This window comes from Peribacillus sp. NPDC097295, from assembly GCF_044761665.1.
Classification (GTDB): domain Bacteria; phylum Bacillota; class Bacilli; order Bacillales; family DSM-1321; genus Peribacillus.
In genome coordinates this window covers 1-22461 of sequence record NZ_JBIWCW010000025.1, presented here as the reverse complement: position 1 = coordinate 22461, position 22461 = coordinate 1, and the positions used below count along the sequence as shown (strand labels likewise).

General features: G+C 39.7%; 25 protein-coding genes and 11 tRNA genes. 33 read left to right on the top strand and 3 right to left on the bottom strand.

Going from position 1 to position 22461, the window contains the following annotated elements:
* Positions 1-40: 40 nt before the first annotated feature.
* On the bottom strand, positions 41-1192 hold the full coding sequence (locus tag ACIQXN_RS20850) for a PP2C family protein-serine/threonine phosphatase (RefSeq protein ID WP_402971257.1): 1152 nt from the start codon (positions 1190-1192) through the stop codon (positions 41-43).
* 176 nt (positions 1193-1368) lie between these two features.
* Here ACIQXN_RS20850 and ACIQXN_RS20845 point away from each other — a divergent pair, with 176 nt between their 5' ends.
* The 7 genes from ACIQXN_RS20845 to ACIQXN_RS20815 all read left to right on the top strand — a co-directional run bounded on the left by ACIQXN_RS20845 (position 1369) and on the right by ACIQXN_RS20815 (position 8266).
* Positions 1369-2730, top strand: coding sequence for a protoglobin domain-containing protein (locus ACIQXN_RS20845; RefSeq protein WP_402971254.1), 1362 nt, complete (start codon positions 1369-1371; stop codon positions 2728-2730).
* Between the two features lie 24 nt (positions 2731-2754).
* Positions 2755-3084, top strand: a complete 330-nt coding sequence (locus tag ACIQXN_RS20840) for a hypothetical protein (protein ID WP_402971251.1) — start codon at positions 2755-2757, stop codon at positions 3082-3084.
* Positions 3059-3490: an ATP-binding protein gene (locus tag ACIQXN_RS20835; protein WP_402971248.1), complete on the top strand. Its 432-nt coding sequence runs from the start codon at positions 3059-3061 to the stop codon at positions 3488-3490. The genes ACIQXN_RS20840 and ACIQXN_RS20835 overlap by 26 nt, the downstream gene beginning before the upstream one ends.
* Positions 3471-3770, top strand: coding sequence for an STAS domain-containing protein (locus ACIQXN_RS20830; protein WP_402971246.1), 300 nt, complete (start codon positions 3471-3473; stop codon positions 3768-3770). Before ACIQXN_RS20835 ends, ACIQXN_RS20830 begins: the two co-directional genes overlap by 20 nt.
* A gap of 868 nt (positions 3771-4638) precedes the next feature.
* Positions 4639-6132: a degradosome RNA helicase CshA gene (cshA, locus tag ACIQXN_RS20825; RefSeq protein ID WP_402971243.1), complete on the top strand. Its 1494-nt coding sequence runs from the start codon at positions 4639-4641 to the stop codon at positions 6130-6132.
* A 210-nt stretch (positions 6133-6342) separates the two neighbouring features.
* Positions 6343-6816: a PH domain-containing protein gene (locus ACIQXN_RS20820; protein WP_402971240.1), complete on the top strand. Its 474-nt coding sequence runs from the start codon at positions 6343-6345 to the stop codon at positions 6814-6816.
* Positions 6809-8266 carry a PH domain-containing protein gene (locus tag ACIQXN_RS20815; protein ID WP_402971237.1) on the top strand — a complete coding sequence of 486 codons (1458 nt, stop codon included), beginning with the start codon at positions 6809-6811 and terminating at the stop codon, positions 8264-8266. Before ACIQXN_RS20820 ends, ACIQXN_RS20815 begins: the two co-directional genes overlap by 8 nt.
* 32 nt (positions 8267-8298) lie before the next feature.
* Here ACIQXN_RS20815 and ACIQXN_RS20810 read toward each other — a convergent pair whose 3' ends face one another.
* On the bottom strand, positions 8299-8889 hold the full coding sequence (locus tag ACIQXN_RS20810) for a rhomboid family intramembrane serine protease (protein WP_402971235.1): 591 nt from the start codon (positions 8887-8889) through the stop codon (positions 8299-8301).
* A gap of 106 nt (positions 8890-8995) precedes the next feature.
* Here ACIQXN_RS20810 and acpS point away from each other — a divergent pair, with 106 nt between their 5' ends.
* From acpS to ACIQXN_RS20740, 14 genes are all read left to right on the top strand, one after another.
* On the top strand, positions 8996-9352 hold the full coding sequence (gene acpS / locus ACIQXN_RS20805; protein ID WP_402971232.1) for a holo-ACP synthase: 357 nt from the start codon (positions 8996-8998) through the stop codon (positions 9350-9352).
* A gap of 230 nt (positions 9353-9582) precedes the next feature.
* Entirely contained in the window at positions 9583-10587 is a 1005-nt protein-coding gene (locus tag ACIQXN_RS20800; protein WP_402971229.1) for a LolA family protein, read from the top strand.
* A gap of 240 nt (positions 10588-10827) precedes the next feature.
* Positions 10828-11985: an alanine racemase gene (gene alr, locus ACIQXN_RS20795; RefSeq protein WP_402971227.1), complete on the top strand. Its 1158-nt coding sequence runs from the start codon at positions 10828-10830 to the stop codon at positions 11983-11985.
* Positions 11986-12146: 161 nt separating this feature from the next.
* Positions 12147-12428 carry a CopG family ribbon-helix-helix protein gene (locus ACIQXN_RS20790; protein WP_061465936.1) on the top strand — a complete coding sequence of 94 codons (282 nt, stop codon included), beginning with the start codon at positions 12147-12149 and terminating at the stop codon, positions 12426-12428.
* Positions 12429-12435: 7 nt separating this feature from the next.
* Complete coding sequence (locus tag ACIQXN_RS20785) at positions 12436-12786, top strand: type II toxin-antitoxin system PemK/MazF family toxin (RefSeq protein ID WP_402876030.1); 351 nt, start codon at positions 12436-12438, stop codon at positions 12784-12786.
* 437 nt (positions 12787-13223) lie between these two features.
* Entirely contained in the window at positions 13224-14057 is an 834-nt protein-coding gene (locus ACIQXN_RS20780) for an STAS domain-containing protein (protein ID WP_402971223.1), read from the top strand.
* Positions 14054-14410, top strand: coding sequence for an STAS domain-containing protein (locus tag ACIQXN_RS20775; RefSeq protein WP_402875980.1), 357 nt, complete (start codon positions 14054-14056; stop codon positions 14408-14410). The genes ACIQXN_RS20780 and ACIQXN_RS20775 overlap by 4 nt, the downstream gene beginning before the upstream one ends.
* A 3-nt stretch (positions 14411-14413) precedes the next feature.
* Entirely contained in the window at positions 14414-14815 is a 402-nt protein-coding gene (locus ACIQXN_RS20770; RefSeq protein WP_402971220.1) for an anti-sigma regulatory factor, read from the top strand.
* Between the two features lie 8 nt (positions 14816-14823).
* Positions 14824-15834, top strand: a complete 1011-nt coding sequence (locus tag ACIQXN_RS20765) for a PP2C family protein-serine/threonine phosphatase (protein ID WP_402971217.1) — start codon at positions 14824-14826, stop codon at positions 15832-15834.
* A gap of 62 nt (positions 15835-15896) precedes the next feature.
* On the top strand, positions 15897-16229 hold the full coding sequence (locus tag ACIQXN_RS20760) for an anti-sigma factor antagonist (RefSeq protein ID WP_402971214.1): 333 nt from the start codon (positions 15897-15899) through the stop codon (positions 16227-16229).
* Positions 16226-16699, top strand: a complete 474-nt coding sequence (gene rsbW / locus ACIQXN_RS20755) for an anti-sigma B factor RsbW (protein ID WP_402971211.1) — start codon at positions 16226-16228, stop codon at positions 16697-16699. The genes ACIQXN_RS20760 and rsbW overlap by 4 nt, the downstream gene beginning before the upstream one ends.
* Positions 16677-17465 carry an RNA polymerase sigma factor SigB gene (gene sigB, locus ACIQXN_RS20750; protein ID WP_402971208.1) on the top strand — a complete coding sequence of 263 codons (789 nt, stop codon included), beginning with the start codon at positions 16677-16679 and terminating at the stop codon, positions 17463-17465. Before rsbW ends, sigB begins: the two co-directional genes overlap by 23 nt.
* A complete protein-coding gene (locus ACIQXN_RS20745) occupies positions 17462-18073 on the top strand; it encodes a PP2C family serine/threonine-protein phosphatase (protein WP_402971205.1) in 612 nt (203 codons plus the stop codon). The genes sigB and ACIQXN_RS20745 overlap by 4 nt, the downstream gene beginning before the upstream one ends.
* A gap of 92 nt (positions 18074-18165) precedes the next feature.
* Entirely contained in the window at positions 18166-20349 is a 2184-nt protein-coding gene (locus tag ACIQXN_RS20740) for a Tex family protein (RefSeq protein ID WP_402971202.1), read from the top strand.
* Positions 20350-20428: 79 nt separating this feature from the next.
* On the opposite strand, the gene cmpA is transcribed toward ACIQXN_RS20740, so the two are convergent.
* A complete protein-coding gene (gene cmpA, locus ACIQXN_RS20735) occupies positions 20429-20548 on the bottom strand; it encodes a cortex morphogenetic protein CmpA (protein WP_402971199.1) in 120 nt (39 codons plus the stop codon).
* An 84-nt stretch (positions 20549-20632) separates the two neighbouring features.
* On the opposite strand from cmpA, the gene ACIQXN_RS20730 reads away from it, so the two are divergent.
* The 12 genes from ACIQXN_RS20730 to ACIQXN_RS20675 all read left to right on the top strand — a co-directional run bounded on the left by ACIQXN_RS20730 (position 20633) and on the right by ACIQXN_RS20675 (position 22366).
* Complete coding sequence (locus ACIQXN_RS20730; RefSeq protein WP_402971196.1) at positions 20633-21112, top strand: SprT family protein; 480 nt, start codon at positions 20633-20635, stop codon at positions 21110-21112.
* 132 nt (positions 21113-21244) lie between these two features.
* Positions 21245-21319 (top strand) — tRNA-Asn (locus ACIQXN_RS20725).
* A gap of 7 nt (positions 21320-21326) precedes the next feature.
* Positions 21327-21417 (top strand) — tRNA-Ser (locus ACIQXN_RS20720).
* Positions 21418-21434: 17 nt separating this feature from the next.
* Positions 21435-21506: transfer RNA gene (locus tag ACIQXN_RS20715), tRNA-Glu, on the top strand.
* 23 nt (positions 21507-21529) lie between these two features.
* Positions 21530-21605 (top strand) — tRNA-Asp (locus tag ACIQXN_RS20710).
* Positions 21606-21685: 80 nt separating this feature from the next.
* Positions 21686-21760 (top strand) — tRNA-Gln (locus ACIQXN_RS20705).
* Between the two features lie 10 nt (positions 21761-21770).
* A tRNA-Lys gene (locus ACIQXN_RS20700) sits at positions 21771-21846 on the top strand.
* Between the two features lie 10 nt (positions 21847-21856).
* A tRNA-Leu gene (locus tag ACIQXN_RS20695) sits at positions 21857-21938 on the top strand.
* A gap of 55 nt (positions 21939-21993) precedes the next feature.
* Positions 21994-22079 (top strand) — tRNA-Leu (locus ACIQXN_RS20690).
* Positions 22080-22098: 19 nt separating this feature from the next.
* Positions 22099-22175: transfer RNA gene (locus tag ACIQXN_RS20685), tRNA-Arg, on the top strand.
* A gap of 8 nt (positions 22176-22183) precedes the next feature.
* A tRNA-Pro gene (locus tag ACIQXN_RS20680) sits at positions 22184-22260 on the top strand.
* 32 nt (positions 22261-22292) lie between these two features.
* Positions 22293-22366 (top strand) — tRNA-Gly (locus ACIQXN_RS20675).
* Positions 22367-22461: the final 95 nt, after the last annotated feature.

Here is a 22461-nt window from a genome sequence, read left to right as displayed (position 1 = left end):
CCGATTTTGTTATAAAGTCGGCTCTTTTCATTTGAAGGACTCAAAATAACGTACCTGCAATGATGCAAATATCATCATTGATTTCTGAATGCTTCATCCTCGATAGTAATAATTCCTGGAGAAGGTCAGATGTATCCAAATGGACATTATCTATGAATTCCTGTTCGATATTCTCAAATCTATGAACGGTTTGGTTACTTGGTGACTCAGAAAGGCCATCGGTATAAATAATGAAACGGCTTCCAGCCTCATAGTGGATAAACCCTTTTTCTATGGACATTTCTGGTACAAGGCCTATAGGCATAGAGCCTTTACTTAAACTATGCAATTCGTTATTGCAAGGGGAATACATCATTGCGGGAGGATGCCCGTTGTTTACATATTCAATAAGTCTGGTATTCGTATCAACATAAGCAATGAAAGCTGTAAAATAAGCAACATTCGTGGTTTCCTTTTGATACTCTTGAAATAAATGCCCCATATGCTTGTTCAGTTCTTTCGTAATGAAGGCTGGATCTTTTACACGCTTGATAAGCCCGGGCATTAACGAGCGGATGGACATACTGATTAGCGCAGCATGAATTCCTTTTCCACATACATCGATGATTATGAATCCATACTTTCCGTCATCGACCTCCAACCAGTAAAATAAATCCCCGGAAAGTTCACTAGAGGGTTGAAAAAGCCCATGTATCTCAATATCTTTCTTTTGTATGGATTTCGGAAGAACTAATTGCTGAAAGTTTTGAGCGACACGCAAATTTTGTTTCACCTTAAGGCTGATACTTTCTAATTCTCGTTCCTTCATCCTGGCGGAGTACAACTGCATGCTAATATTCTGTAAGGCTTTAAGTTTCAGCTTAACCTCCACTGGACTTGCTGGAATGGCTATAGACTCATAAATCGTTTTTTTTGGTAATAGTTGAGGGTCATTTAACTTTTTTGATCGTTTGTAAATGAATAGGATGGGAATTTCATAAGACTCAGCTAAGGCAAACAAAGCGGTTTGTTGGGAGGAATCTTTTGAAAGATATAAAGGTAGGATAAATAACGATTGCAATAAGTCTGATGAATCTTGAAACAAATGTTGTTGTCCTACCGGGTCTTTTAAAAAAATGACTTCCTTACCTATGGCCTGCAATACAAGACAAAAGTCTCTGCATTCTGGGATATCCAACATATATATATTCATGTAACCCCCTGATATATTTTTTCATCTTAATAGGACTATAATACTACATAAAGACACATTTTAATCTTTTTTTGTATATTAATTCATAATATTGTTGATATTACTCTCTTTTAATTGGGTTATACTGTTATTGGATATGGGTAAAAAGTCTTATGTTGAGGGAAGGGGGAATACAGTTGGGTGGGTGTCCATTCAGATCTTTATTTAGTGTACAAAGTAAGGAATCTTTGAAAAACCCAGATAAGCAGTCTTCAGTCCTCATTAAACCAGGATCTACTTCGACTCGTGCTCCTATATTCTCGGAAATAGAAAAAGGAAAGAATGCCCTTCAACTTATGTTTCTGAGTTTGGAAGAAGAGGATATTACAACTCTCATGAGGCTAAAGCCTATTATGGAAAAGAATGTAGGAAAGATAGTGGATGCTTTTTATGGACATATACAAGAGATTCCCAACCTAACCATGATCATTCAGGAACATTCCACCATACAACGGCTAAAACAGACATTAGAGAAATACATTTTGGATATGGTTTCAGGAGACATTGGAGAGAAATACGTCGTTCGACGGAAGGTTATTGGTAGCGTCCATAACCGAATTGGCCTTTTCCCTGAGTGGTATATTGGTGCTTTTAGCATTATTCAGCATGAGGTACTGCAGATGTTGACTCGTGAGTGTAATAGCTCGGAGGAAGCTCAGACTTATTATTACTCATTTCAAAAACTCTGTTCATTCGACATGCAAATTGCGATTCAGACATATATAGAGTCTTATACATCCTCTATGATGAAGCTAAATGAGATCGAGGAGGTTCAATATCGTTTGAATGATTCTTCATCCATTTTAGCGTCAAGTGCTAAACAGACTGCAGTATCGCTAGCTGATCGGGATATTCAAGTGCAAAATATGCTCTCAGCCATTGATGAGATAAATGTGGGATCGAAAGCAATGATTACCCATGTTGAAACAGGAAAAAGCAATGTCGCAAAGGCTTTGAAGAAAGTCGATGATGTCGTGGATTTAATCGAAAAGGTTAAGGGGCTGACAGATGAGTTAAATGCAAACTCTTTACATATCGGGCAAGTGGTACAAACGATACGATCCATTTCTAATCAAACGAATATCCTATCCCTAAATGCAGGGATTGAAGCAGCACGAGCAGGAGAACATGGAAAAGGTTTCTCTATAGTCGCCCAGGAAGTTAGGAACCTAGCTCGTAAAACCGAGGTTTCCCTAGATGCCATTCAACAGCAGGTTGCATCGGTTCAGGAGACAGTGGTGAAATTTGATGAGAGTTTTCAAAGTATTGTGAATGAAACGAGGTTCTTTAGGAGTGTAAATAAAGAAATCGTTGATATTCTGGATGATTCGGTAAAAAGCGTTAAAGAAAGCGATGGGATGATTAGTCATTTGGGTAGAGAGATAGGGGAGTTCAGGGAAACGTTTGAGGAACTTACAGTGGCATCCTCCCAAATAACTGAAATGGCTGAGCAGTTGAGTTTCTTGAATATCGAATTATCAAAGAAATTCAAGATCTAGGATACTAAACTAAAGAGGTGACCTATGAAGAAAGGGTACCTGAAATTTGAAGGAAGAACGTTTATATCAAACGATGAAATGATTCAAGTCCTATTAGAACAGGCAAATGAAAAGATTATTCGCATAGATTTGGGAGAAGTATCCAATAGCCCGGAGGAGAGGCTGTTTATCAAATTGTGGCTATTGCAAATCGATAGATGTGGGGAAGAAGAGCTACCAATAGAAGTAAAGGCAAGAATAGGTTCAGTCTGGAGCCAATTTTACCGATTAGAACACCAGGAAGATTATATTCATCCCTATCTTTCAAAAATTTTGGAGCAGATTCAAAATGACAATAAAAAATATTCAGGTTAGAAAGTTAAACATGAAGACATTACCCCAGACTGTAAACGAGATCATGCAGGAATTTGAAATATTCAAGATAAAGGATAGCTCTGATGTTTTATTCTTTAATGTGAAATTGGTGATTTGGGAACTTCTTACTAACGTCATACAACATGAAGCCGAGGAGAAGGCTGATATTGAGATTCAGGAAGAACCCTTTGAAAAACTCTCCATAAAGCTACATTCTTTTGCTGAAGGTTTTAATTGGGAAAGGTATAGGAATATGGAATGCCCAGATGTGAGCAATGAAAGAGGACGGGGATTGTACTTGATCCAGCAATTATGTCAATTTTCCTATGATGAGTCGGGGAAAATAGCAACAGCAATTTTTAATGTGAAAGAGGTGGTGGGTGCGAATGCTCCATACCCATATTAATCAAGATACGTTCAACATAAATATTTTAAACGATGTTCATTATGAAAACTCAACTTACTTTGAACGGTTATTGAATACATTTCAGGTTCCCGACAACATAAATCGTATTCAAATTGATTTATCAAAAGTAAACTTTATTGATAGCACTGGCATTAGCTTTCTCGTCAAATGGCTATATCCTTTATCAGCAAAACTCGATATAGAATTAACGGGAGCAACGGAACCTGTGAAAAAAATACTGTCCATTTGCAAAATGGATCAATTTGTTTTGTTGGTCTAAATGAGAAGGAGTTCGGGAACCCTAGAGGTACTCGAACTTTTTTGTTGTGGATAGGATTCAATCACCATTATTCCACTTTACTTCCGCGTCAAGGCTTTGGCGTCATAGGTATCCAGGCGTCTATTTAATGGCATGTAATGTGAATATCTTCAGTAGGAGCGATGGGTGCGAAAATATCCTTTATTGCAATAACAGTTTGAAAATGGTAATATTAAATATGAGTTTAAATGTCTTATCATTGATGAATATTTATATTAGATCAATCAGGTTGGGGCAACAAATTTTACATGTTTTTCATGAGGTTTTTTGAGATTATTTTAAATAGGCCGCGCGTCTGGTCATAGATAAAAGCTGCGTACCATAGTGGCTTTAGTAGCTAATAGGGAAACAAGCTGCATATAGCGCCTTTCCACTTCTGCACATCCTCAACGCACCGGGCCTGTTTTGTATAAGAATCTTGGCGCTCGTCAAGTTTTATTCAGACAGACTTTTAAGTCTGTGGAATAATAGGTGCAGCAGCCCTCACCTGAATTAAGCGGTCAATAGCCGTTTATACTACTTTTAATTTTCCATATTGAATTTAATTTTGGTTACATGCACTTTTAAAAAGATGGGCGTATGTTAAAAATAAACTCTACACGTGCGCAATGCTTAAAATGCCAGTAAAACGATTGTGCTGGTATATTTCCTTTTTAAAAAATCATATTGAGTTCATTAGAACTAAAAGGTAGATATTCTTTTAGGTGATAATGATAAACTTTTTCATAAGATAAAGTAGAACATCTGTCATGATGATGAGGATTTGAACTAACCATTCGTGCATTGAATGCACGTGTAAATTTACGATATAAAAAGGAGTACGAAAACATTGACATTGTTTAGCGAATTAGGATTAGATAGAACGTCTATGAAATCAATAGAAAAAATGGGATTTGAGGAAGCAAGTCCGATTCAAGCCCAAACGATTCCTCTAGCACTTGAAGGTAAGGATATTATTGGTCAAGCGCAAACTGGAACAGGTAAAACAGCAGCATTCGGTATTCCATTAATGGAAAACATCGATATTGCCAACGAAAACGTGCAAGGAATCGTCATTGCACCTACTCGTGAGTTAGCTATTCAAGTTTCTGAAGAACTTTTCAAACTTGGTTACGGAAAACGCGCTCGTGTATTAGCGGTGTACGGCGGACAAGACATCGACCGTCAAATCCGTGCTTTAAAGAAAAAACCTCATATCATCGTTGGTACGCCAGGTCGTCTTTTAGACCATATCAAACGTAAAAACATCAAATTAGGTGGAGTACACACTGTAGTTCTTGATGAAGCGGATGAAATGCTTAACATGGGATTCATTGAAGATATCGAGTCTATCCTTTCAACGGTTCCTGATGAAAGACAAACATTGCTTTTCTCAGCTACAATGCCTGACCCAATCCGTAAAATTGCTGAACGTTTCATGCAAGAGCCAGTCCTTGTACGTGTAAAAGCGAAAGAGATGACTGTTGATCGCATCGAACAATATTACTTGGAGTTAAGAGAAAGTGAAAAATTCGACACACTAGCACGTCTTTTTGATATCCAAACACCAGAACTTGCCATCGTATTCGGACGTACAAAACGTCGTGTCGATGAATTGTCTTCTGCTTTGAATATCCGTGGTTATAGTGCTGAAGGTATTCACGGTGACCTTAGCCAAGCGAAACGTATTTCTGTATTGAAGAAATTCAAAGAAGGAAATCTTGATGTTCTTGTAGCGACAGACGTAGCTGCTCGTGGACTTGATATTTCCGGTGTTACACATGTATACAACTTTGATATTCCTCAAGATCCAGAAAGTTACGTTCACCGTATTGGTCGTACAGGTCGTGCTGGTAAACATGGTATTGCGATTACTTTCGTTACACCAAGAGAAAGAGGTCAGCTTCAAGCGGTTGAACATACAACTAGAAAACGTATGGAGAGAATGAAAACTCCTACATCAACTGAAGCGTTGCAAGGCCAACAAAAAGCAGTAACAGAAAAAGTTCTTTCTGCTATCGAGAATGACGATTTGTCGTTATACCTTGGTCAAGCGGAAGAGTTATTGCAAAAACACAGCGCAGCTGATTTAGTTGCTGCTATGCTTAAATCAATGACTAAAGAACCGGATCAAACGCCGATTAAACTAACTGAAGAATCACCTTCAATGCGCCGTAACCGTGGTGGAAATAGTTCATCAAACAGACCGCGCAATGGCCGCAGTTCTTCAGGCAGAAAAGATTACGGTAGCGGAGCAAACAAACGTCCTAGCTCAAACCGTAAATCCAATGGCTATGGCAACCGTAGCACAAGCCAAAAAAGAGAAAAATCCAATAATGTTTAATTGAAATAACCCAAAGAATTAAGTCGCTCATTTGAGCGGCTTATTTTTTTACTATAATGAATGATGCATTGTAAAGATGAATAAAAAAACCAGGGATGGTTGTAAGAAAAATCTGAATACTATACAATTAGTTATAATAAATTGGGTGCATGGCATGGATGAATACCGAGCATTCATATAAAAATTAACACTTCAGATAAGGAGGGCATTATGGAACCTCAGAGTCTTATATCCAATAAGGCCCTGACTGTATGGAAACTCAGTGGACTTATAGGCTGCTCAATCATATGGATTTTGAGCATTGTCATTCTAGTGCTGACCATTATCCAAGATTGGACTTATTGGTTTTTTGGAGCGATGGTGATATTCTCGATAATTCAGTGCTATCTGACTGTTTTTTTAATTCCCTCCTTACGATGGAAGAGATGGCGTTATGACGTAAGAAATACGGAGATTGACATCCAAAGTGGAATGTTCGTGATTAAAAGGACTCTCATTCCCATGATTCGGGTACAGCACGTTGAAACAAAGCAAGGCCCCTTACTAAGGAAATACGACCTTGCATCTGTAGAAATTTCTACAGCTGCGACAGTGCATGTCATACCAGCTCTCGATTTAAGGGAAGCGGATGAGCTAAGGCACTATATTTCTAAGATGGCCAGTGTGGAGGAAGAGGATGTTTGAACCTAAACGGCTTCATCCCATTGCTGTCCTTCTCAATATTATTAAGTCGATTAAAGAGTTAGTGCTACCATTCCTCGTTGTGGTCGTGTTACCAGGACGAAATGCGGATATCCCTTGGTGGGTACAACCACTAGTCATTGGTACGATTGTGATTTTGCTCGTAATCCGGGCATTTATACAATGGTTGCGCTTTACATACCGATTGGAATCAGGGGAACTAAGAATCGAGTCGGGTGTATTCGTCAGGAAAAAACGTTATATAAAGTTTGATCGGATACATAGTATCGATATTTCAGAGGGAATTATCCAGCGGATTTTCAGACTGGTGAGAGTGAATATCGAAACTGCAGGCGGTATACAGGCGGACGCTGTTTTATCTGCTATTAGAAAAAGGGACGCCGAACAACTGAATGCTTTAATTATTGAAGAGAAAAAGAAAAAAACGTATGAATCGCATGAAGGTGATCTTGCTGAAGAAGTTATACACGAGGTGGAAAAAGAAAAAGCCTCATCCATTTTTAAGCAAGCATTGCCACAGCTTTTTGTGATGGCAGCCACCTCAGGGGCAATCGGTGTTTTTTTATCCGGTGGGATTGCTTTTATTTCGCAGTTCGATGAGATTATACCATTTGAAAAAATCTTTAAGAATTACGAAGAATATATGGAGTTTGGAACCGTCATCTTAACGGTTTTTGCTATTATCGGCTTATTGATCGTCTATGTGTTGGCAACTATAAGCATGGTGATCAAATATGCCAATTTTACCGCTTTGAGGACGGGTGAGGAACTCATTATTTCGAGGGGACTGTTGGAGAAAAAACAATTAACGATTCCCATCCGTAAGGTCCAAGGGATTCGAATTATGGAAAATCTCGTTCGTAAGCCTTTAGGACTGGCCACTGTCTATCTGGAGTATGCAGGGGGGAGTGCGGAGGACCGTGAAAGTCTTTCCATCATGCTTTTTCCATTGATTAAAAAGAAAGACTTACCTGATAAAATTCGGGAGTTTTTACCTGGCTACGAAATGATACAAGATATCACCTCTTTGCCTAAACGTGCTTTCTTCCGTTATATCATCCGTAAAGGAATCTTCTTTATCCCGATTATCGGGGTCCTCATCTGGTTTTTTAGAGCATGGGGATTGTTCTCTTTGTTGTTGATCCCGCTAGCTTTCATTTGGTCGTATATACAATTAACAGAGTCAGGGTGGCAAATAAAGGGGGATTTATTAATCCTGAGCAGCCGACTTTTGTCCAAGCAGACCTTAATTATGCCGAGAAGCAGAATCCAATCGCTTTCCTACAAAAAGGGCTATTTTCAGAAGCGAAGGCATTTGGCCACGATATCCGCTTCCATTAAATCTGGAATCAGTTCTCGAGTGGGCACAGTCGTAGATATAGAAGAAAAGGATTGTCATCTCATTGAAAAATGGTATCTACAAAAAAAGTAGCCGACTTCAAACTAGAGTCGGCTGTTTGTTTTTTACCATTTCTTCCTCCAATAAAGAGGGGCTGTCAAAAAGCCGGCAGCCAGTCCTGCTAAGTGACCGACAATGTTTATTTGTGGCTGAATAAATGTCATAATGACAGCAATACCTGTTAACGTATAAACCGTATTTCTTTCATTAGTGGAAAAATTACTTCCGTGAAAAAGGACAAGATATAGATAGAAACCTAATATGCCAAAAATCGCTCCGCTTGCTCCCACGTGTGTATATGTAAGCGGCAATAACAAATAAGTCGCGATATTGGCAAGAATGCCAGTCGTTAAAAAAAAGAGTGAAAATTTAAGTGAACCGAGGTATTTTTCGAGGGCTGGACCGAAGATGGCAAGAGAAAACCCATTGAAAAGTAAATGTGTAAACGTCCCGTGCAGAAAAATAGGTGTAATCAAACGCCACCATTGGCCCTCAGCAATGTATAGGTTCACACCCGTACCATAATAAAAAAGTACATTACCAGGAAACAAGGGGAATAGGTTGATAACAAACGCGATCATCATCATGAACATGAGTCCGGTTACGGCGCGGTAAGAAGAAACGTATTCGCGAAAGCTTTCTGTTCTTGTAAACATAAAATTCTCCTTAGCGTAAGATTTTATATACATATAATAGCATTCTTGGGAGACGTCGTCCTCCTGATAATATGCAAGATAGTAACTTAGTAGAAGAGGTGTCAACATGATTAAAGGTATTGGCGTGGATATAACAGAGTTGGAAAGGATTGAAGTGTTGCTTAGTCGGCAACCTCGCTTCAAGAACCGTATCTTAACTGATTCAGAAATTATACTGTTTGAAAAATTAAAAGGCAGAAGGCAGATTGAGTATTTTGCTGGCCGTTTTGCAGCCAAGGAAGCATTCTCGAAAGCGACGGGCACTGGAATTGGTAAGCATTTATCTTTCCTGGATATAGAAGTGGTTTCAGATGGGAAAGGAAAGCCGATGATTTCCAAGCCATTTTCGGAAGGTGTTCATCTTTCAATTAGCCATAGCCGCGATTATGCGATAGCTCAGGTTGTGATTGAAGAGATGGGTTGAGTTTGTCTTATCGGGTCATAAACCTCAAGGTTGTCTCATATACATTTAGTGCTATAGGGAGACAAGGCCCGGTAAAAGGTACATGGCAGAGTAGGTGCCCTGAAAATAGGTTTGGACGGGATAACAAGAGTCCGTGTCTAAAATTAGGGCGAGACATCATTCGAGCCAATGTCCGGATCCTGCCTTTTCCTCTCCCTTTTACGTTCAAATGACAAAAAGGGGTTGAAAAGATGAAGAAGATGGTAATGCTTTTTGCAGGGATCATGCTCTTGCTTGCTCTTTCTGCTTGCGGCCAAAAATCACAGGGAGATGTAGTGAGCGATTTAAATGAAAAGCTTGGGGAAATGAAGGGGTATAAAGCGAATGCAAAGATGACGCTGAAAATGGGGACGGAGCCTCAAGTGTATACTGTGGAGATCTGGCATAAGAATCCTTCATTTTACCGAGTGAATCTAAAAAATGATGAGAAAGACCAAAGTCAAATGATCCTGAAAAACAATGATGGTGTGTATGTATTGACGCCTGCTTTGAATAAAAGTTTTAAATTTCAAAGTGAATGGCCAGAGAACAGCAGCCAGGCTTATTTGTACGAATCACTGGTGAAAGATATCACGGAAGATAAAAGCGCAACATATAAAGAAACGGATAAGCATTATGTTTTCGAGACAAAAACACGCTACCAAAACAATAAGATGCTTCCTTTTCAAGAAATCACACTCAATAAAAAGGACCTATCCCCAGTAAGCGTCAAAGTTATGGATCCTGATAAAACAGCATTAGTCCTAGTGGAGTTCTCTAAAGTGAAATTCGATACATCGTTTGATAAGGATGCTTTCGATATGAAAAAGAACATGACAAGTGCGCAGCTTGAAGCCCCTGTCATGGCGGAAGTCGAAGATGAAGGGTTCGCCGTTAAATACCCATCGAATCTAAATGATATGAATTTAACGGAAGAAAAGAAAATCACCGCTGATAGTGGAGACCGTGTCATCTTGACTTATGAGGGCTCAACAAGTTTTACATTGGTACAAGAAAAAGCTAAAGTAGTCCAGACCTCTGTTTCGACTAATGTGAATGGAGAACCGGTCGATTTAGGATTCACAGTGGGGGCGATGACAGGGAATACAGTGGCCTGGACCTTCGAAGGTGTGGATTATATGCTAGCTTCTAAAGACTTAACGCAGGAAAAAATGATAGAAATCGCCCGTTCCGTTGGGGGAGATTCTGTTAAGTAGTCGAAGAAATCAATCAAGCCAGGTTTTCCTACATGTTAAGAGGTGGGGAAGATTTGGCTTGCTATTGAATGGAAGGACAAATTTTTCAGGAAACCTCTTTCTTAATTGAAAATATAAAATTATGGTAAAAAAAGCACTTTATCTTTCTGTCCGTTGGTAATAGAATGGTCTATAATAAAAAGCAAACTTCTATTACGAGAAGAAATTGCTATTGGTGATGTTAGAAAGAAGGAACGGATTTTGGAAACGACAGGATTTCATCGGGATACGTGGGCAGAAGTGAATTTAGATAATATTCAAGACAATATTAATTCCATGAAAAACAGATTGCCTGCTTCTGTTAGTCTTTTTGCTGTGGTCAAGGCAAATGCATATGGTCATGGAGATTTTGAAGTGGCGCAAACTGCCTTACAATCAGGTGCTGATTTTTTATGCGTCGCATTTCTGGACGAGGCATTAGCTTTAAGAGAAAAGGGCATAGAAGCTCCCATTTTAGTTCTAGGTGCTTCCAGACCGGAAAGTGCAGCTCTTGCTGCAGAACAAGGCATATCATTGACGGTTTTTGATCTTGACTGGTTGAAGAAGGCAAGTCAAGTACTAAAAGCGGAACAGGTACTTGACGTTCATGTAAAAGTGGATAGCGGAATGGGTAGAATCGGAGTCCGTACGAAAGAGCAACTCAGGGATTTAGAAGGCTTCCTTAAACAGGAGGTATGCTTCAACTTTCAAGGGGTATTCACCCATTTTGCGACTGCAGATGAACTGAATACCGATTATTATGAAAAGCAACTTATTGTTTTTAAAGACATGCTTTCGATACTGACAAGCAAACCTCCATACATTCATGCTGCAAATAGTGCTGCTTCCTTAAGATTCCCTGATTCTGAATTCAATGCGATTAGAATGGGAATTTCTATGTATGGGTTAAGCCCTTCGCAAGAAATGCTTCAGCTTTTGCCGTTTTCGTTAAAACAAGCCATTGAATTGAAAACGAAGATGGTCGCTGTTAAGCAACTGGTTAGGGGCGATAGTGTAAGCTACGGAGCAACATATACAGCCAGTGAAAATGAATGGATTGCCACATTGCCTATTGGGTATGCTGACGGCTGGATTCGTAAACTTCAAGGGCAGGAAGTTATTGTAGAAGGACAAAGGGTTCCGATTGTCGGAAGGATTTGCATGGACCAATGTATGATTAAGCTACCCCGTCCTTTTCCTGTTGGAACGGAAGTGACCCTCATTGGTGAGAATGGACATGAGGCGATATCGGTAGATGAAATCGCGGACAAACTCGAAACGATCAATTACGAAGTAACGTGTATGATAGGTGCTAGAGTTCCAAGGTTATATTTAAAAAACGGCATGTTAAGCCATGTACGCAATATACTATTAAAATAACGGAATTGTAAGAAAATCCAAAGTTTGTGAATAAGAAATCCTTTATTATGCTGATAATAGAATGGAGAAAAGGAATATACTCTTTGCAGATAGGCATTTTAATGGTAATATTGAAAAGGATATATAATAAAGGTGTGTAGTGATGGTGGAGGTGTATGTTTGTGTCTGAATCCAGCGCAACAAGAGAGATATTAATTCGATTACCTCAAAACTTTTTAAGTGAACTAGATGGGTATGCGAGTGAAGAAAATGTTAATCGCAGTGAATTTATTTATCGTGCCACAAAAATGTATCTTCGCGAACGTAAAAAGAAAGAATTTCGCGAATCGATGAAACGCGGTTATATCGAAATGGCGGCCATTAATTTGACGATTGCTTCTGAAGCGTTTCAAGCTGAGTTCGAGGCTGGGCATTGCGTTGAACGTTTAGTTAGCGGAGGCTGAACCGTTGATTGTTGTAAAGCGTGGTGACGTATACTTCGCAGACCTTTCTCCGGTAGTAGGTTCAGAGCAGGGCGGAACCCGTCCGGTACTCATTCTTCAAAACGATATCGGTAATCGCTTTAGTCCGACTGTGATTGTGGCAGCCATTACAGCTCAAATTCAAAAAGCGAAATTGCCTACACATGTTGAGATTAATGCGAAAAAGTACGGATTCGAACGTGATTCGGTCATCTTATTGGAGCAAATACGTACAATTGATAAGCAGCGTTTAACTGATAAAATAACACATCTTGATGATCCTATGATGCAAAAAGTCAATGAAGCTCTGCAAATTAGCTTAGGACTGATTGAGTTTTAAAGAAAAGTTTCCCGTAACTACGGGCGTTATTATAATTCAAATTCTACATTTAGATTATGCGATTCCTTTACAAAGGGAATCGTTTTTTTTTTTTGATATCCACCTACCGAGTCTGAGCTATGGGGAACAGCGTTGGTTCAATTTCCGCAAAAAATGAAAGTGAAGAATTTTGGTTAAATACTGTACGGACTTACCATCAAGAAGGAAATGAAGGGGATTTGACGAATAACAAATATAGTAGAGGTGTAAAGTTAATTCACTATCCAGCCACTTATATTCTGTTTCTGATTCTTGATCTTGGGTGAAATGATGTGTTAAGAGTAAATGAATTAAGTATGGGGAGAAATGAACCTTCAATTGGAATAGATTACAGTTCAGTAACATTGATATGACGGAGCGGGTAAAACATAGTAATTGTGTTAAAATGGAGGGGTATTATGAATCAATTGGTTTACAATTTTATTAAGCAGAACCAAGATTACATCCTAACTGAGTGGATGAACACCATGAAGGAAAACACAGATGAAAGATTGATTAAAGTCGTATCCGATAAGATGTTCACACAAACGAGTAGTGACTTTATAGATATGATTATTGCACATGTTGATAGTAAAGACCGGGAGTTCACTTTAAAACTTTCGGATTTTGCCGATAAAGTAGTCCATCTGGGGTGGCCACTTACTTTGGTCAATGAAGGCCTTCAAAAATTCTTGATGATCGTCATGAATGGAATGGCTGATAAAGGTAATGTATCACCAGGTAACCAAATGGAACTAATTAACTATTTATTTGAATGGTCTACTCCGATAAGTAATGAAATTGTCAATATATATTCACAAACATGGGAAAGAACCGTCTCATTACAGAGAATGGCGTTGCAAGAATTGTCAGCACCCTTGATTCCTGTCTTGGAGGGCATTACGGTTATGCCTTTAGTTGGTACCATTGATACGGAACGGGCGAAGCAAATCATGGAAAATCTTTTAACGGGCGTGGTCAAACATCGATCCGAAGTCGTTCTTATAGATATTACGGGTGTGCCGGTAGTTGATACTATGGTCGCTCATCATATCATCCAAGCAGGAGAGGCGGTTCGATTAGTGGGGGCAAAATGCATATTATGTGGCATTCGACCTGAAATTGCCCAAACCATCGTAAATCTAGGCATTAATTTGAACGATGTCATCACTAAAAATACCTTGAAGAAGGGAATAGAGGTTGCTTTAGAGTTCATGAGTAGAAAGATTGTAGAGGTGGAGAGAAACATATGAGAATTCCGATTTTAAAGCTTTATGACTGCTTGTTAGTCTCGATACAATGGGAATTAGATGATATGACTGCTCTTCAATTCCAGGAAGATTTATTAGATAAAATACATGAAACCAGTGCAAATGGTGTAGTGATTGATATCACTTCAATAGATTTTATAGACTCTTTTATTGCAAAGGTATTAGGAGATGTCTTCAGTATGTCAAAGCTTATGGGGGCCAAGGTTGTCATTACAGGAATCCAGCCAGCAGTTGCTATAACCTTAATTGAATTGGGTATTAGTCTCGAAGATGTCCTAACAGCTTTAGATTTAGAGAAGGGCCTGGAGAAATTACAACAGGAATTGGGGGATTAGTGTATGGGGGTCCAATCCTGCGTAAAGATTATAAATGAGTGGGACATAGTAGCTGCAAGACAGCTCGGAAGGAATTTTGCTAAAGAATTGGGCTTTGGTACAGTAGACCAGGCTAGAATCACAACCGCTATAAGCGAATTGGCAAGGAATATATACTTATATGCAGGACAAGGCAATGTGAGTCTAGAAAAACTGTTTGTAAACGGCAAGTCAGGATTGAAGATCATAGCTGAAGATAAAGGACCAGGCATACAGGATATCCGTAGAGTAATGGAGGATGGCTATACCACTTCAGGGGGATTGGGAGCAGGCCTGCCTGGAGCAAAGCGCTTAATGGATGATTTCGATATTGAGTCGATACCAGGTGAGGGGACAAAGATTTCCGCCATCAAGTGGCTTCGCTAGGAGGGAATATGGATATTAGAGAGAAAATGGATAAAAAGTACCAAGAGGCACTTTCTACCTATTTAAAAGATCAAAATGAACAGGCTCTATATCAGGGCCAAAAAATTAGCAGATTAAATATCAAATATAATATCTCTCCTGAAGAAATCATCAGCATGCATAAAAATAATCTGATGGAACTATACCCGGAGCTGCCAAATAAAGTGATGGACTCATTCGATTTTCTACTGGAAGTCATGATGGGGTATGGTATAGCTTATCGTGAGCATCAGAGTTTAAGACATCAACAGCAGGAGCTGAAATCGGAAATAGAGATAGCGGCTAGGGTACAACACACCCTGTTGGAAACAAAGATTCCGGAAATTCAAAATTTGGATGTTGGCGTGATAAGTGTACCAGCCCGACAGATGAATGGAGATTACTATCACTTTGTAGAAGATGAACTCGGATGTATCGGTATAGGAATCGCAGATGTGATCGGGAAAGGCATTCCTGCGGCCTTGTGCATGTCCATGATTAAATATGCGATGGATAGCTTACCTGACCATCGTCATGAACCGAAGAGTGTCCTCGAAAGTTTAAATAGAGTGGTTGAACAGAATGTCGATCCGAGTATGTTTATTACCATGTTTTATGGCTTATATAACCCTCATGATAAGCTTTTCACCTACGCATCTGCCGGACACGAACCAGGCTTTTATTATGATGCGAATACGGGAACCTTTAGTGATTTGGATGCAAAAGGTTTACTGCTGGGTGTAGATAAAAAAACGAAATATAAACAGTACGAAAAGTTCGTAAACACGGGTGATATGATTGTTCTTTTATCTGACGGGGTCACTGAGTGCCGTACCAATGAAGGCTTCATAGAGCGGGAAACACTTATTGAATTCATTAAAAAGAACATGCATTTAAGGCCACAAGAAATCGTGAATAATCTTTATAAACAGTTGGAGAAAATGCAGAATTTTCAACTTCGGGATGATTTCACATTAATAATTTTAAAGTCGAATGTTTAGTTTTTGTATACGTGGGTATATATAATTAAGAATTGATGAGGATGTAAAAAGGTGGGTCAAGGATGAATATAGCGGTAGATGTTAATGAGTTGAATACGGAATATATTGTAAAATTACAAGGTGAGATCGATGCCTATACAGCACCAAAGCTTAGAGAATCACTATTTCCACTGTCAGAGCAAGAAAACGTTTCGATTACGATTGATTTATCGGAAGTTTCTTATATGGATAGCACAGGATTAGGGGTATTTGTTGGTGCGTTCAAAAGCGTGAGAGCACACAATGGTGAATTCACATTAGTTGGACTATCGGAAAGGCTACGTCGCTTATTTGATATTACAGGTCTTGCAGATATTATTGATATTAAAAGTGATACAGAGGGTGGGTTAGAATGAGTCAAGTATATGATTACATCGAAATGAAAATACCTGCAAAACCGGAATTCATCGGTGTCATCCGTTTAACCCTTTCTGGGATAGGCAGCAGAATGGGGTTTGCTTACGATGAAATTGAAGACTTGAAAATCGCTACAAGTGAAGCATGCACAAATGCGGTTCAACATGCTTATAAAGATAAGGAAAATGGCGAAGTGAAAGTTAGTTTTGGACTCTATCCTGATCGGTTAGAAGTGATGGTATCTGATAGTGGTGAAAGCTGTAATTTCGAAGAGGTGCGACAAGGACTCGGACCATATGAAAATGGACAAAAAGTCGAATTCCTGAGAGAAGGAGGCTTGGGTCTTTACCTCATTGAAACCTTGATGGATGATGTGAAAATTCATCAGCATGACGGGGTTACGGTTTTCATGACTAAGTTCTTAGAAGGAGAGCAGGTGGAGATGGATGCAAAAACAGTCTCAACCTAATCAAGCGCAAAGAGAAAAAGTTAATGAATGGATCAGAGCCTATCAATTAAATCAGGATGATGAAGCCCAAAACAATTTAGTTATACATTACAAAGGTTTGGTTGAAACGATCTCTCGGAAATATGCTAAAGGGAAATCGTTTCAGGAAGATATCTCTCAAGTCGGCATGATTGGTTTATTAGGTGCCATCCGCCGATACGATGAGTCTTTCGGTAAAAGCTTTGAAGCTTTTGCAGTTCCTACAATAATCGGCGAAATTAAAAGATTCTTACGTGATAAAACATGGAGTGTCCATGTTCCAAGAAGGATTAAAGAGCTTGGTCCGAAAATCAGGGTTACGGTTGAGGAATTGACGACCACCTTGCATCGTTCACCAAGAATCGATGAAATAGCCGATCATATTGGTGTAGCTGAAGAGGAAGTCTTAGAAGCGATGGAAATGGGGAAAAGTTATCAAGCCCTTTCTGTCGACCATTCCATCGAGGCAGATTCTGATGGAGGCACGGTTACCTTGCTCGATATATTCGGGAACGTTGATGAAGGATTTGAGAGGGTCAATCAGCGCTTGGTACTTGAGAAGGTCCTTCATGTATTGAGTGACCGTGAAAAGTTAATCATTCAATACACGTATTTAGAGAACCTTAGCCAAAAAGAAGCGGGCGACAAACTCGGGATTTCACAAATGCATGTTTCAAGACTTCAACGTCGTGCAATTAAAAAGCTTCAGGAAGCGATTAATGCTGAGAATTCGGAGTTAATTCCGTGATCAAAGATATTTTACGGGAAGAAAATATAGAAGTCCTTGTCTCTCAATCCTCTAAAAACAATATGGTTTTTTGTGGTGATGATTACTTCTTTCTTCATGTAAAAGAATACTTTGTATGTGTTTTGGCGGACGGACTTGGTAGCGGAGAACATGCGTATGAATCTTCTCATGCTGTAATAGAGCAAGTCAAACAACACCATCATTTAGATGTAGAGTCCATGATGGAAGTTTGTAATCAAGTGTTGATTGCCAAAAGGGGTGCGGCTGTTTCCATCATGAAGATTTATTATGAAGAGAAGGAGTTTGTCTACAGTTCAGTAGGAAACATCCGCTTTTTTCTGTATAACCCGAGTGATGACAAGTTGGTTTACCCACTCCCTGTTACCGGTTATTTATCCGGTAGGAAGCAAAAGTACAGGACGCAGCGTTTCAAATATGAGCCAAATGCAAAATTTATTTTCCACTCTGATGGCTTAGAGCTCAAAGGAGCTAAATCATTCTTGAAGAGACAGGTTCCACTAGAGAATAACGCCCGTTGTATTTTAGAAAGCAGTCCACAAACTGCGGACGATACAACCTTTATTTTAGGAAGCTTACTTTCGCAGTAGTCGGAAGTAGGCTTTTTGCATTGGATTCGCACATTGATCGTTCATTTGCTAGACTATATATAGAAGAACAAAAAGGGTGGAGGTTTTAGAACTTGGTGATAATAGAAGATTCTTTAAAATTATTGATTAAGCAAATATCCAATGAGCTAACATTAAAAACCAATCAAGTGCAGAATGTCATACAGATGCTTCAAGATGGTAATACTGTTCCTTTCATTGCTCGTTATCGTAAAGAGATGACTGGTTCGCTAGACGAAGTGCAGATTCGTTCTATTATGGATAGGTGGAATTACTTAGAAAACCTTGGTCAGAGAAAAGTGGAAGTCATCCGCTCTATTAGTGAACAGGGTAAAATGACAGAGGAATTAGCTTCACAAATCGAAAAGGCGGTAAAGCTACAGGAAGTTGAAGATCTTTATAGGCCGTATAAGCAAAAAAGAAGGACTAAAGCTACGGTGGCTAAGGAGAAAGGGTTGGAACCATTAGCATTATGGTTGCTTGAATGTAAGGTGTATGGTTCAGTTCGTGAAAAAGCAGAGGGATTTTTATCTGAAGAGAAAGAAGTTTCTTCTATAGAAGAGGCGATAGCAGGTGCACAGGATATCATTGCAGAACTCGTTTCCGATGATGCAGAATTAAGAAAGTGGATCAGAGATGAGATTTTTAAAGCCGGAAAGTTAATCTCCACTGTGAAAAATGCGGAAAAAGATGAGAAAGCTATATTTGAGATGTACTATGAATATGAGGAGCCGGTACATAAAATCGTTCCACATCGGGTTTTGGCACTCAATAGAGGAGAAAAGGAAGAGATTTTAAGAATATCCATACAGCCTCGAATAGATTTCATCATAAGTCACTTGGAACGGAAAATTATTAAAAATAATCAATCCGAAGTTGCTGAACTACTTAAAGTTGCCATTGAGGATGGATTCAAGCGATTGATCCTTCCTTCTATAGAAAGGGAAATCCGAAAAGAATTGACCGAAAAAGCAGAAGATCAAGCTATCCATATCTTTTCGGAAAACCTTAGAAACCTGCTCTTGCAGCCTCCGCTTAAAGGCAAAGTCGTTCTTGCTCTTGACCCTGCGTATCGAACGGGCTGTAAATTAGCAGTTATTGATGAGACAGGAAAGGTGATGGATATCAGTGTAATCTATCCGCATCCCCCTGTAGCTAAGAAGGAGGCTGCCCGCACTAAAACAATGGAAATCCTACAGCGGTTTGGTGTAGAAATTGTTGCCATCGGGAATGGAACGGCGTCAAGGGAGTCAGAGCAGTTTATTGCGGATATTTTAAAAGGAGTAAAAGGGAACATATCTTATATCATTGTAAATGAAGCGGGTGCCAGTGTGTATTCAGCTTCAGACATTGCCCGCGAAGAGTTCCCGGACCTCCAAGTAGAACAGCGGAGTGCTGTATCAATAGGGAGAAGATTGCAAGATCCACTTGCTGAACTCGTTAAGATCGATCCCAAATCTGTCGGGGTAGGGCAGTATCAACATGATGTCTCACAAAAAAAACTTTCTGAATCTCTCACCTTTGTGGTTGAAACAGCCGTAAACCAAGTAGGGGTGAACGTCAATACGGCTTCTCCATCCCTGTTACAATATGTAGCGGGTCTGTCTAAATCGGTGGCTCAGAATATCGTCAAAAAAAGAGAAGAAGAAGGGAAGTTCTCGAGTAGGAAGGAATTAAAAAAGATTCCTCGATTAGGCGCGAAAACGTATGAACAATGCATAGGATTTTTGCGGATCATCAATGGTAAGGAGCCGCTTGATCAAACAGCCATCCATCCAGAGAATTATGGAGCTGTGAATAAAATGTTAAAGAAAATCGGATTCACTTCTGAAGATCTTGGTAGTGATGAGTTGAATAAACAATTAGTTAGCCTCAATCCGAATGAGTTAGCTGATGAGTTGGATATCGGTGAAATAACGATAAAAGACATCATTGATGATTTAGTAAAACCGGGTAGAGATCCCAGAGATGAACTTTCTAAGCCCTTGCTTAAAAAGGATGTTTTGAAAATGGAAGATTTAATAACTGGGATGGAGCTACAAGGCACGGTGCGTAATGTTGTAGACTTCGGTGCCTTTGTGGACATCGGGGTCAAACAAGATGGGCTCGTTCATGTATCTAAACTTAGTAACCGTTTTATAAAGAATCCGATGGATGTTGTTGCTGTCGGAGATGTCGTAACGGTTTGGGTAGAGAAAGTGGATGCTCAAAAACAAAGAGTATCATTAACCATGTTGCAGCCTAAGGACCAAAATTAACGAATGAAAAAACTCCTTCTTTAAGAGAAGGGGTTTTTTAGTATTCGCTATGTCCGAAATTTCATGAAGTATGTCATGATTATAAACGGAGGGCTTCTTTTTTTTGATAAAAAAACCAGCATTGATTCAACATTTTCACTTGATAATAATCCTTATCATAGAAGGCTCTTCGAATTTGGTTTTGAAACCACTTAGGCATAGCGCTTACCTCCCCTAGTTTCCTGTTGTTTTATTAGTATATGTTATAATGGGTTGTCATGTTACCAAGGAAGGAGTGGGGGCGATGGATAATCATCAATTGCAAAAATTAGTCGAGGAAATTTCCCTGAAAGACTTTCAAAGAGAGTTTAAACATCAAGCAAGTTTTAACCCTCGTCTTCGTACAACAGGTGGGAGGTACTTGCTTGGTTCTCATAATATAGAGATCAATAAGAAGTATTTAGAGGAACGCGGCTTGGACGAACTGATAGGAATCATTAAACATGAATTATGTCACTACCATCTCCATCTTGAAAAAAAAGGTTATCAGCACCGGGATGCTGATTTTAAATACTTACTAAAAAAAACGGGGGCCCCAAGATTTTGTACACCTTTACCCTCGAATCAAATTAAGCGTAATAGGAATACTATTCAATATATATGTGAACAATGTCAGCAGGTATATTTAAGAAAAAAACGAATTGACACTTCTCGATTTGTATGTGGAAAGTGCCGAGGAACGTTGATTTACCAAGGGTTTAAAGAAAAAGAGACAAAAAAATAAAAAAAAGAAAAAGATGTCTTGACTTTACTTCAGAACCTCTTTATAATCATAAGAGTCGACAAGATAACAACTTGTTCTTCACGACAACCACGAAGGTCCTTGAGATTAAATGAGGTACCCAACTTTCATTATTCCGCAGTAGCTCAGTGGTAGAGCATTCGGCTGTTAACCGAACGGTCGTAGGTTCGAGTCCTACCTGCGGAGCCATTTTTTTGGGGAAGTACTCAAGAGGCTGAAGAGGCGCCCCTGCTAAGGGTGTAGGTCGCGCGAGCGGCGCGAGGGTTCAAATCCCTCCTTCTCCGCCAGATACATTATTAATTAAGGCCCATTGGTCAAGCGGTTAAGACACCGCCCTTTCACGGCGGTAACACGGGTTCGAATCCCGTATGGGTCACTTTTACTTTTTTTGAATATACTGGTCCCGTGGTGTAGCGGTTAACATGCCTGCCTGTCACGCAGGAGATCGCGGGTTCGATTCCCGTCGGGACCGCCATTTTTTTAAAAAGAAACTCTTGCTAAAATAATGTTATAGTGATATAATGTTAATCTAGCTGGTAATGAGTTTTTGATTGTTGGGCTATAGCCAAGCGGTAAGGCAACGGATTTTGATTCCGTCATGCGAAGGTTCGATCCCTTCTAGCCCAGCCATATTTTTTTAGAGCCATTAGCTCAGTTGGTAGAGCATCTGACTTTTAATCAGAGGGTCGAAGGTTCGAATCCTTCATGGCTCACCATTTTTATTACGCGGGTGTGGCGGAATTGGCAGACGCACCAGACTTAGGATCTGGCGCCGCAAGGCGTGGGGGTTCAAGTCCCTTCACCCGCATAACTTTCTTCTTGACAACAAGATGAAAAGGTGTTAAACTAACGAAGTCGCTTTCGCGGTCGTGGCGGAATGGCAGACGCGCTAGGTTGAGGGCCTAGTGGGGGAAACCCCGTGGAGGTTCGACTCCTCTCGGCCGCACCAAATAACATCATAGAAATTAGCGCCCGTAGCTCAATTGGATAGAGCATCTGACTACGAATCAGAAGGTTGTAGGTTCGACTCCCGCCGGGCGCACCATATTTTTACGGGAAGTAGCTCAGCTTGGTAGAGCACTTGGTTTGGGACCAAGGGGTCGCAGGTTCGAATCCTGTCTTCCCGACCATTATTTCTCGGTATCATTTAGAATATTATATTGCGGGTGTAGTTTAGTGGTAAAACCTCAGCCTTCCAAGCTGATGATGAGAGTTCGATTCTCTTCACCCGCTCCATTATTGCTCTTTGAAAACTGAACAAAACAAAGCGCCAACGTAAATTTTGAGTGAGCACACACTATTAAAAAAGCAAAATGAGCAAGTCAAACATT

Coding starts and splice junctions, on each gene's coding strand:
- cmpA (WP_402971199.1), bottom strand. CDS start 20,548: ATGCCTAAGTGGTTTCAAAACCAAATTCGAAGAGCCTTCTATGATAAG.
- rsbW (WP_402971211.1), top strand. CDS start 16,226: ATGAGTCAAGTATATGATTACATCGAAATGAAAATACCTGCAAAACCG.
- ACIQXN_RS20850 (WP_402971257.1), bottom strand. CDS start 1,192: ATGAATATATATATGTTGGATATCCCAGAATGCAGAGACTTTTGTCTT.
- ACIQXN_RS20810 (WP_402971235.1), bottom strand. CDS start 8,889: ATGTTTACAAGAACAGAAAGCTTTCGCGAATACGTTTCTTCTTACCGC.
- ACIQXN_RS20730 (WP_402971196.1), top strand. CDS start 20,633: ATGGATAATCATCAATTGCAAAAATTAGTCGAGGAAATTTCCCTGAAA.
- ACIQXN_RS20815 (WP_402971237.1), top strand. CDS start 6,809: ATGTTTGAACCTAAACGGCTTCATCCCATTGCTGTCCTTCTCAATATT.
- ACIQXN_RS20830 (WP_402971246.1), top strand. CDS start 3,471: ATGCTCCATACCCATATTAATCAAGATACGTTCAACATAAATATTTTA.
- ACIQXN_RS20760 (WP_402971214.1), top strand. CDS start 15,897: ATGAATATAGCGGTAGATGTTAATGAGTTGAATACGGAATATATTGTA.
- ACIQXN_RS20775 (WP_402875980.1), top strand. CDS start 14,054: ATGAGAATTCCGATTTTAAAGCTTTATGACTGCTTGTTAGTCTCGATA.
- ACIQXN_RS20820 (WP_402971240.1), top strand. CDS start 6,343: ATGGAACCTCAGAGTCTTATATCCAATAAGGCCCTGACTGTATGGAAA.
- ACIQXN_RS20800 (WP_402971229.1), top strand. CDS start 9,583: ATGAAGAAGATGGTAATGCTTTTTGCAGGGATCATGCTCTTGCTTGCT.
- ACIQXN_RS20840 (WP_402971251.1), top strand. CDS start 2,755: ATGAAGAAAGGGTACCTGAAATTTGAAGGAAGAACGTTTATATCAAAC.
- ACIQXN_RS20770 (WP_402971220.1), top strand. CDS start 14,414: ATGGGGGTCCAATCCTGCGTAAAGATTATAAATGAGTGGGACATAGTA.
- ACIQXN_RS20780 (WP_402971223.1), top strand. CDS start 13,224: ATGAATCAATTGGTTTACAATTTTATTAAGCAGAACCAAGATTACATC.
- ACIQXN_RS20765 (WP_402971217.1), top strand. CDS start 14,824: ATGGATATTAGAGAGAAAATGGATAAAAAGTACCAAGAGGCACTTTCT.
- acpS (WP_402971232.1), top strand. CDS start 8,996: ATGATTAAAGGTATTGGCGTGGATATAACAGAGTTGGAAAGGATTGAA.
- sigB (WP_402971208.1), top strand. CDS start 16,677: ATGCAAAAACAGTCTCAACCTAATCAAGCGCAAAGAGAAAAAGTTAAT.
- ACIQXN_RS20835 (WP_402971248.1), top strand. CDS start 3,059: ATGACAATAAAAAATATTCAGGTTAGAAAGTTAAACATGAAGACATTA.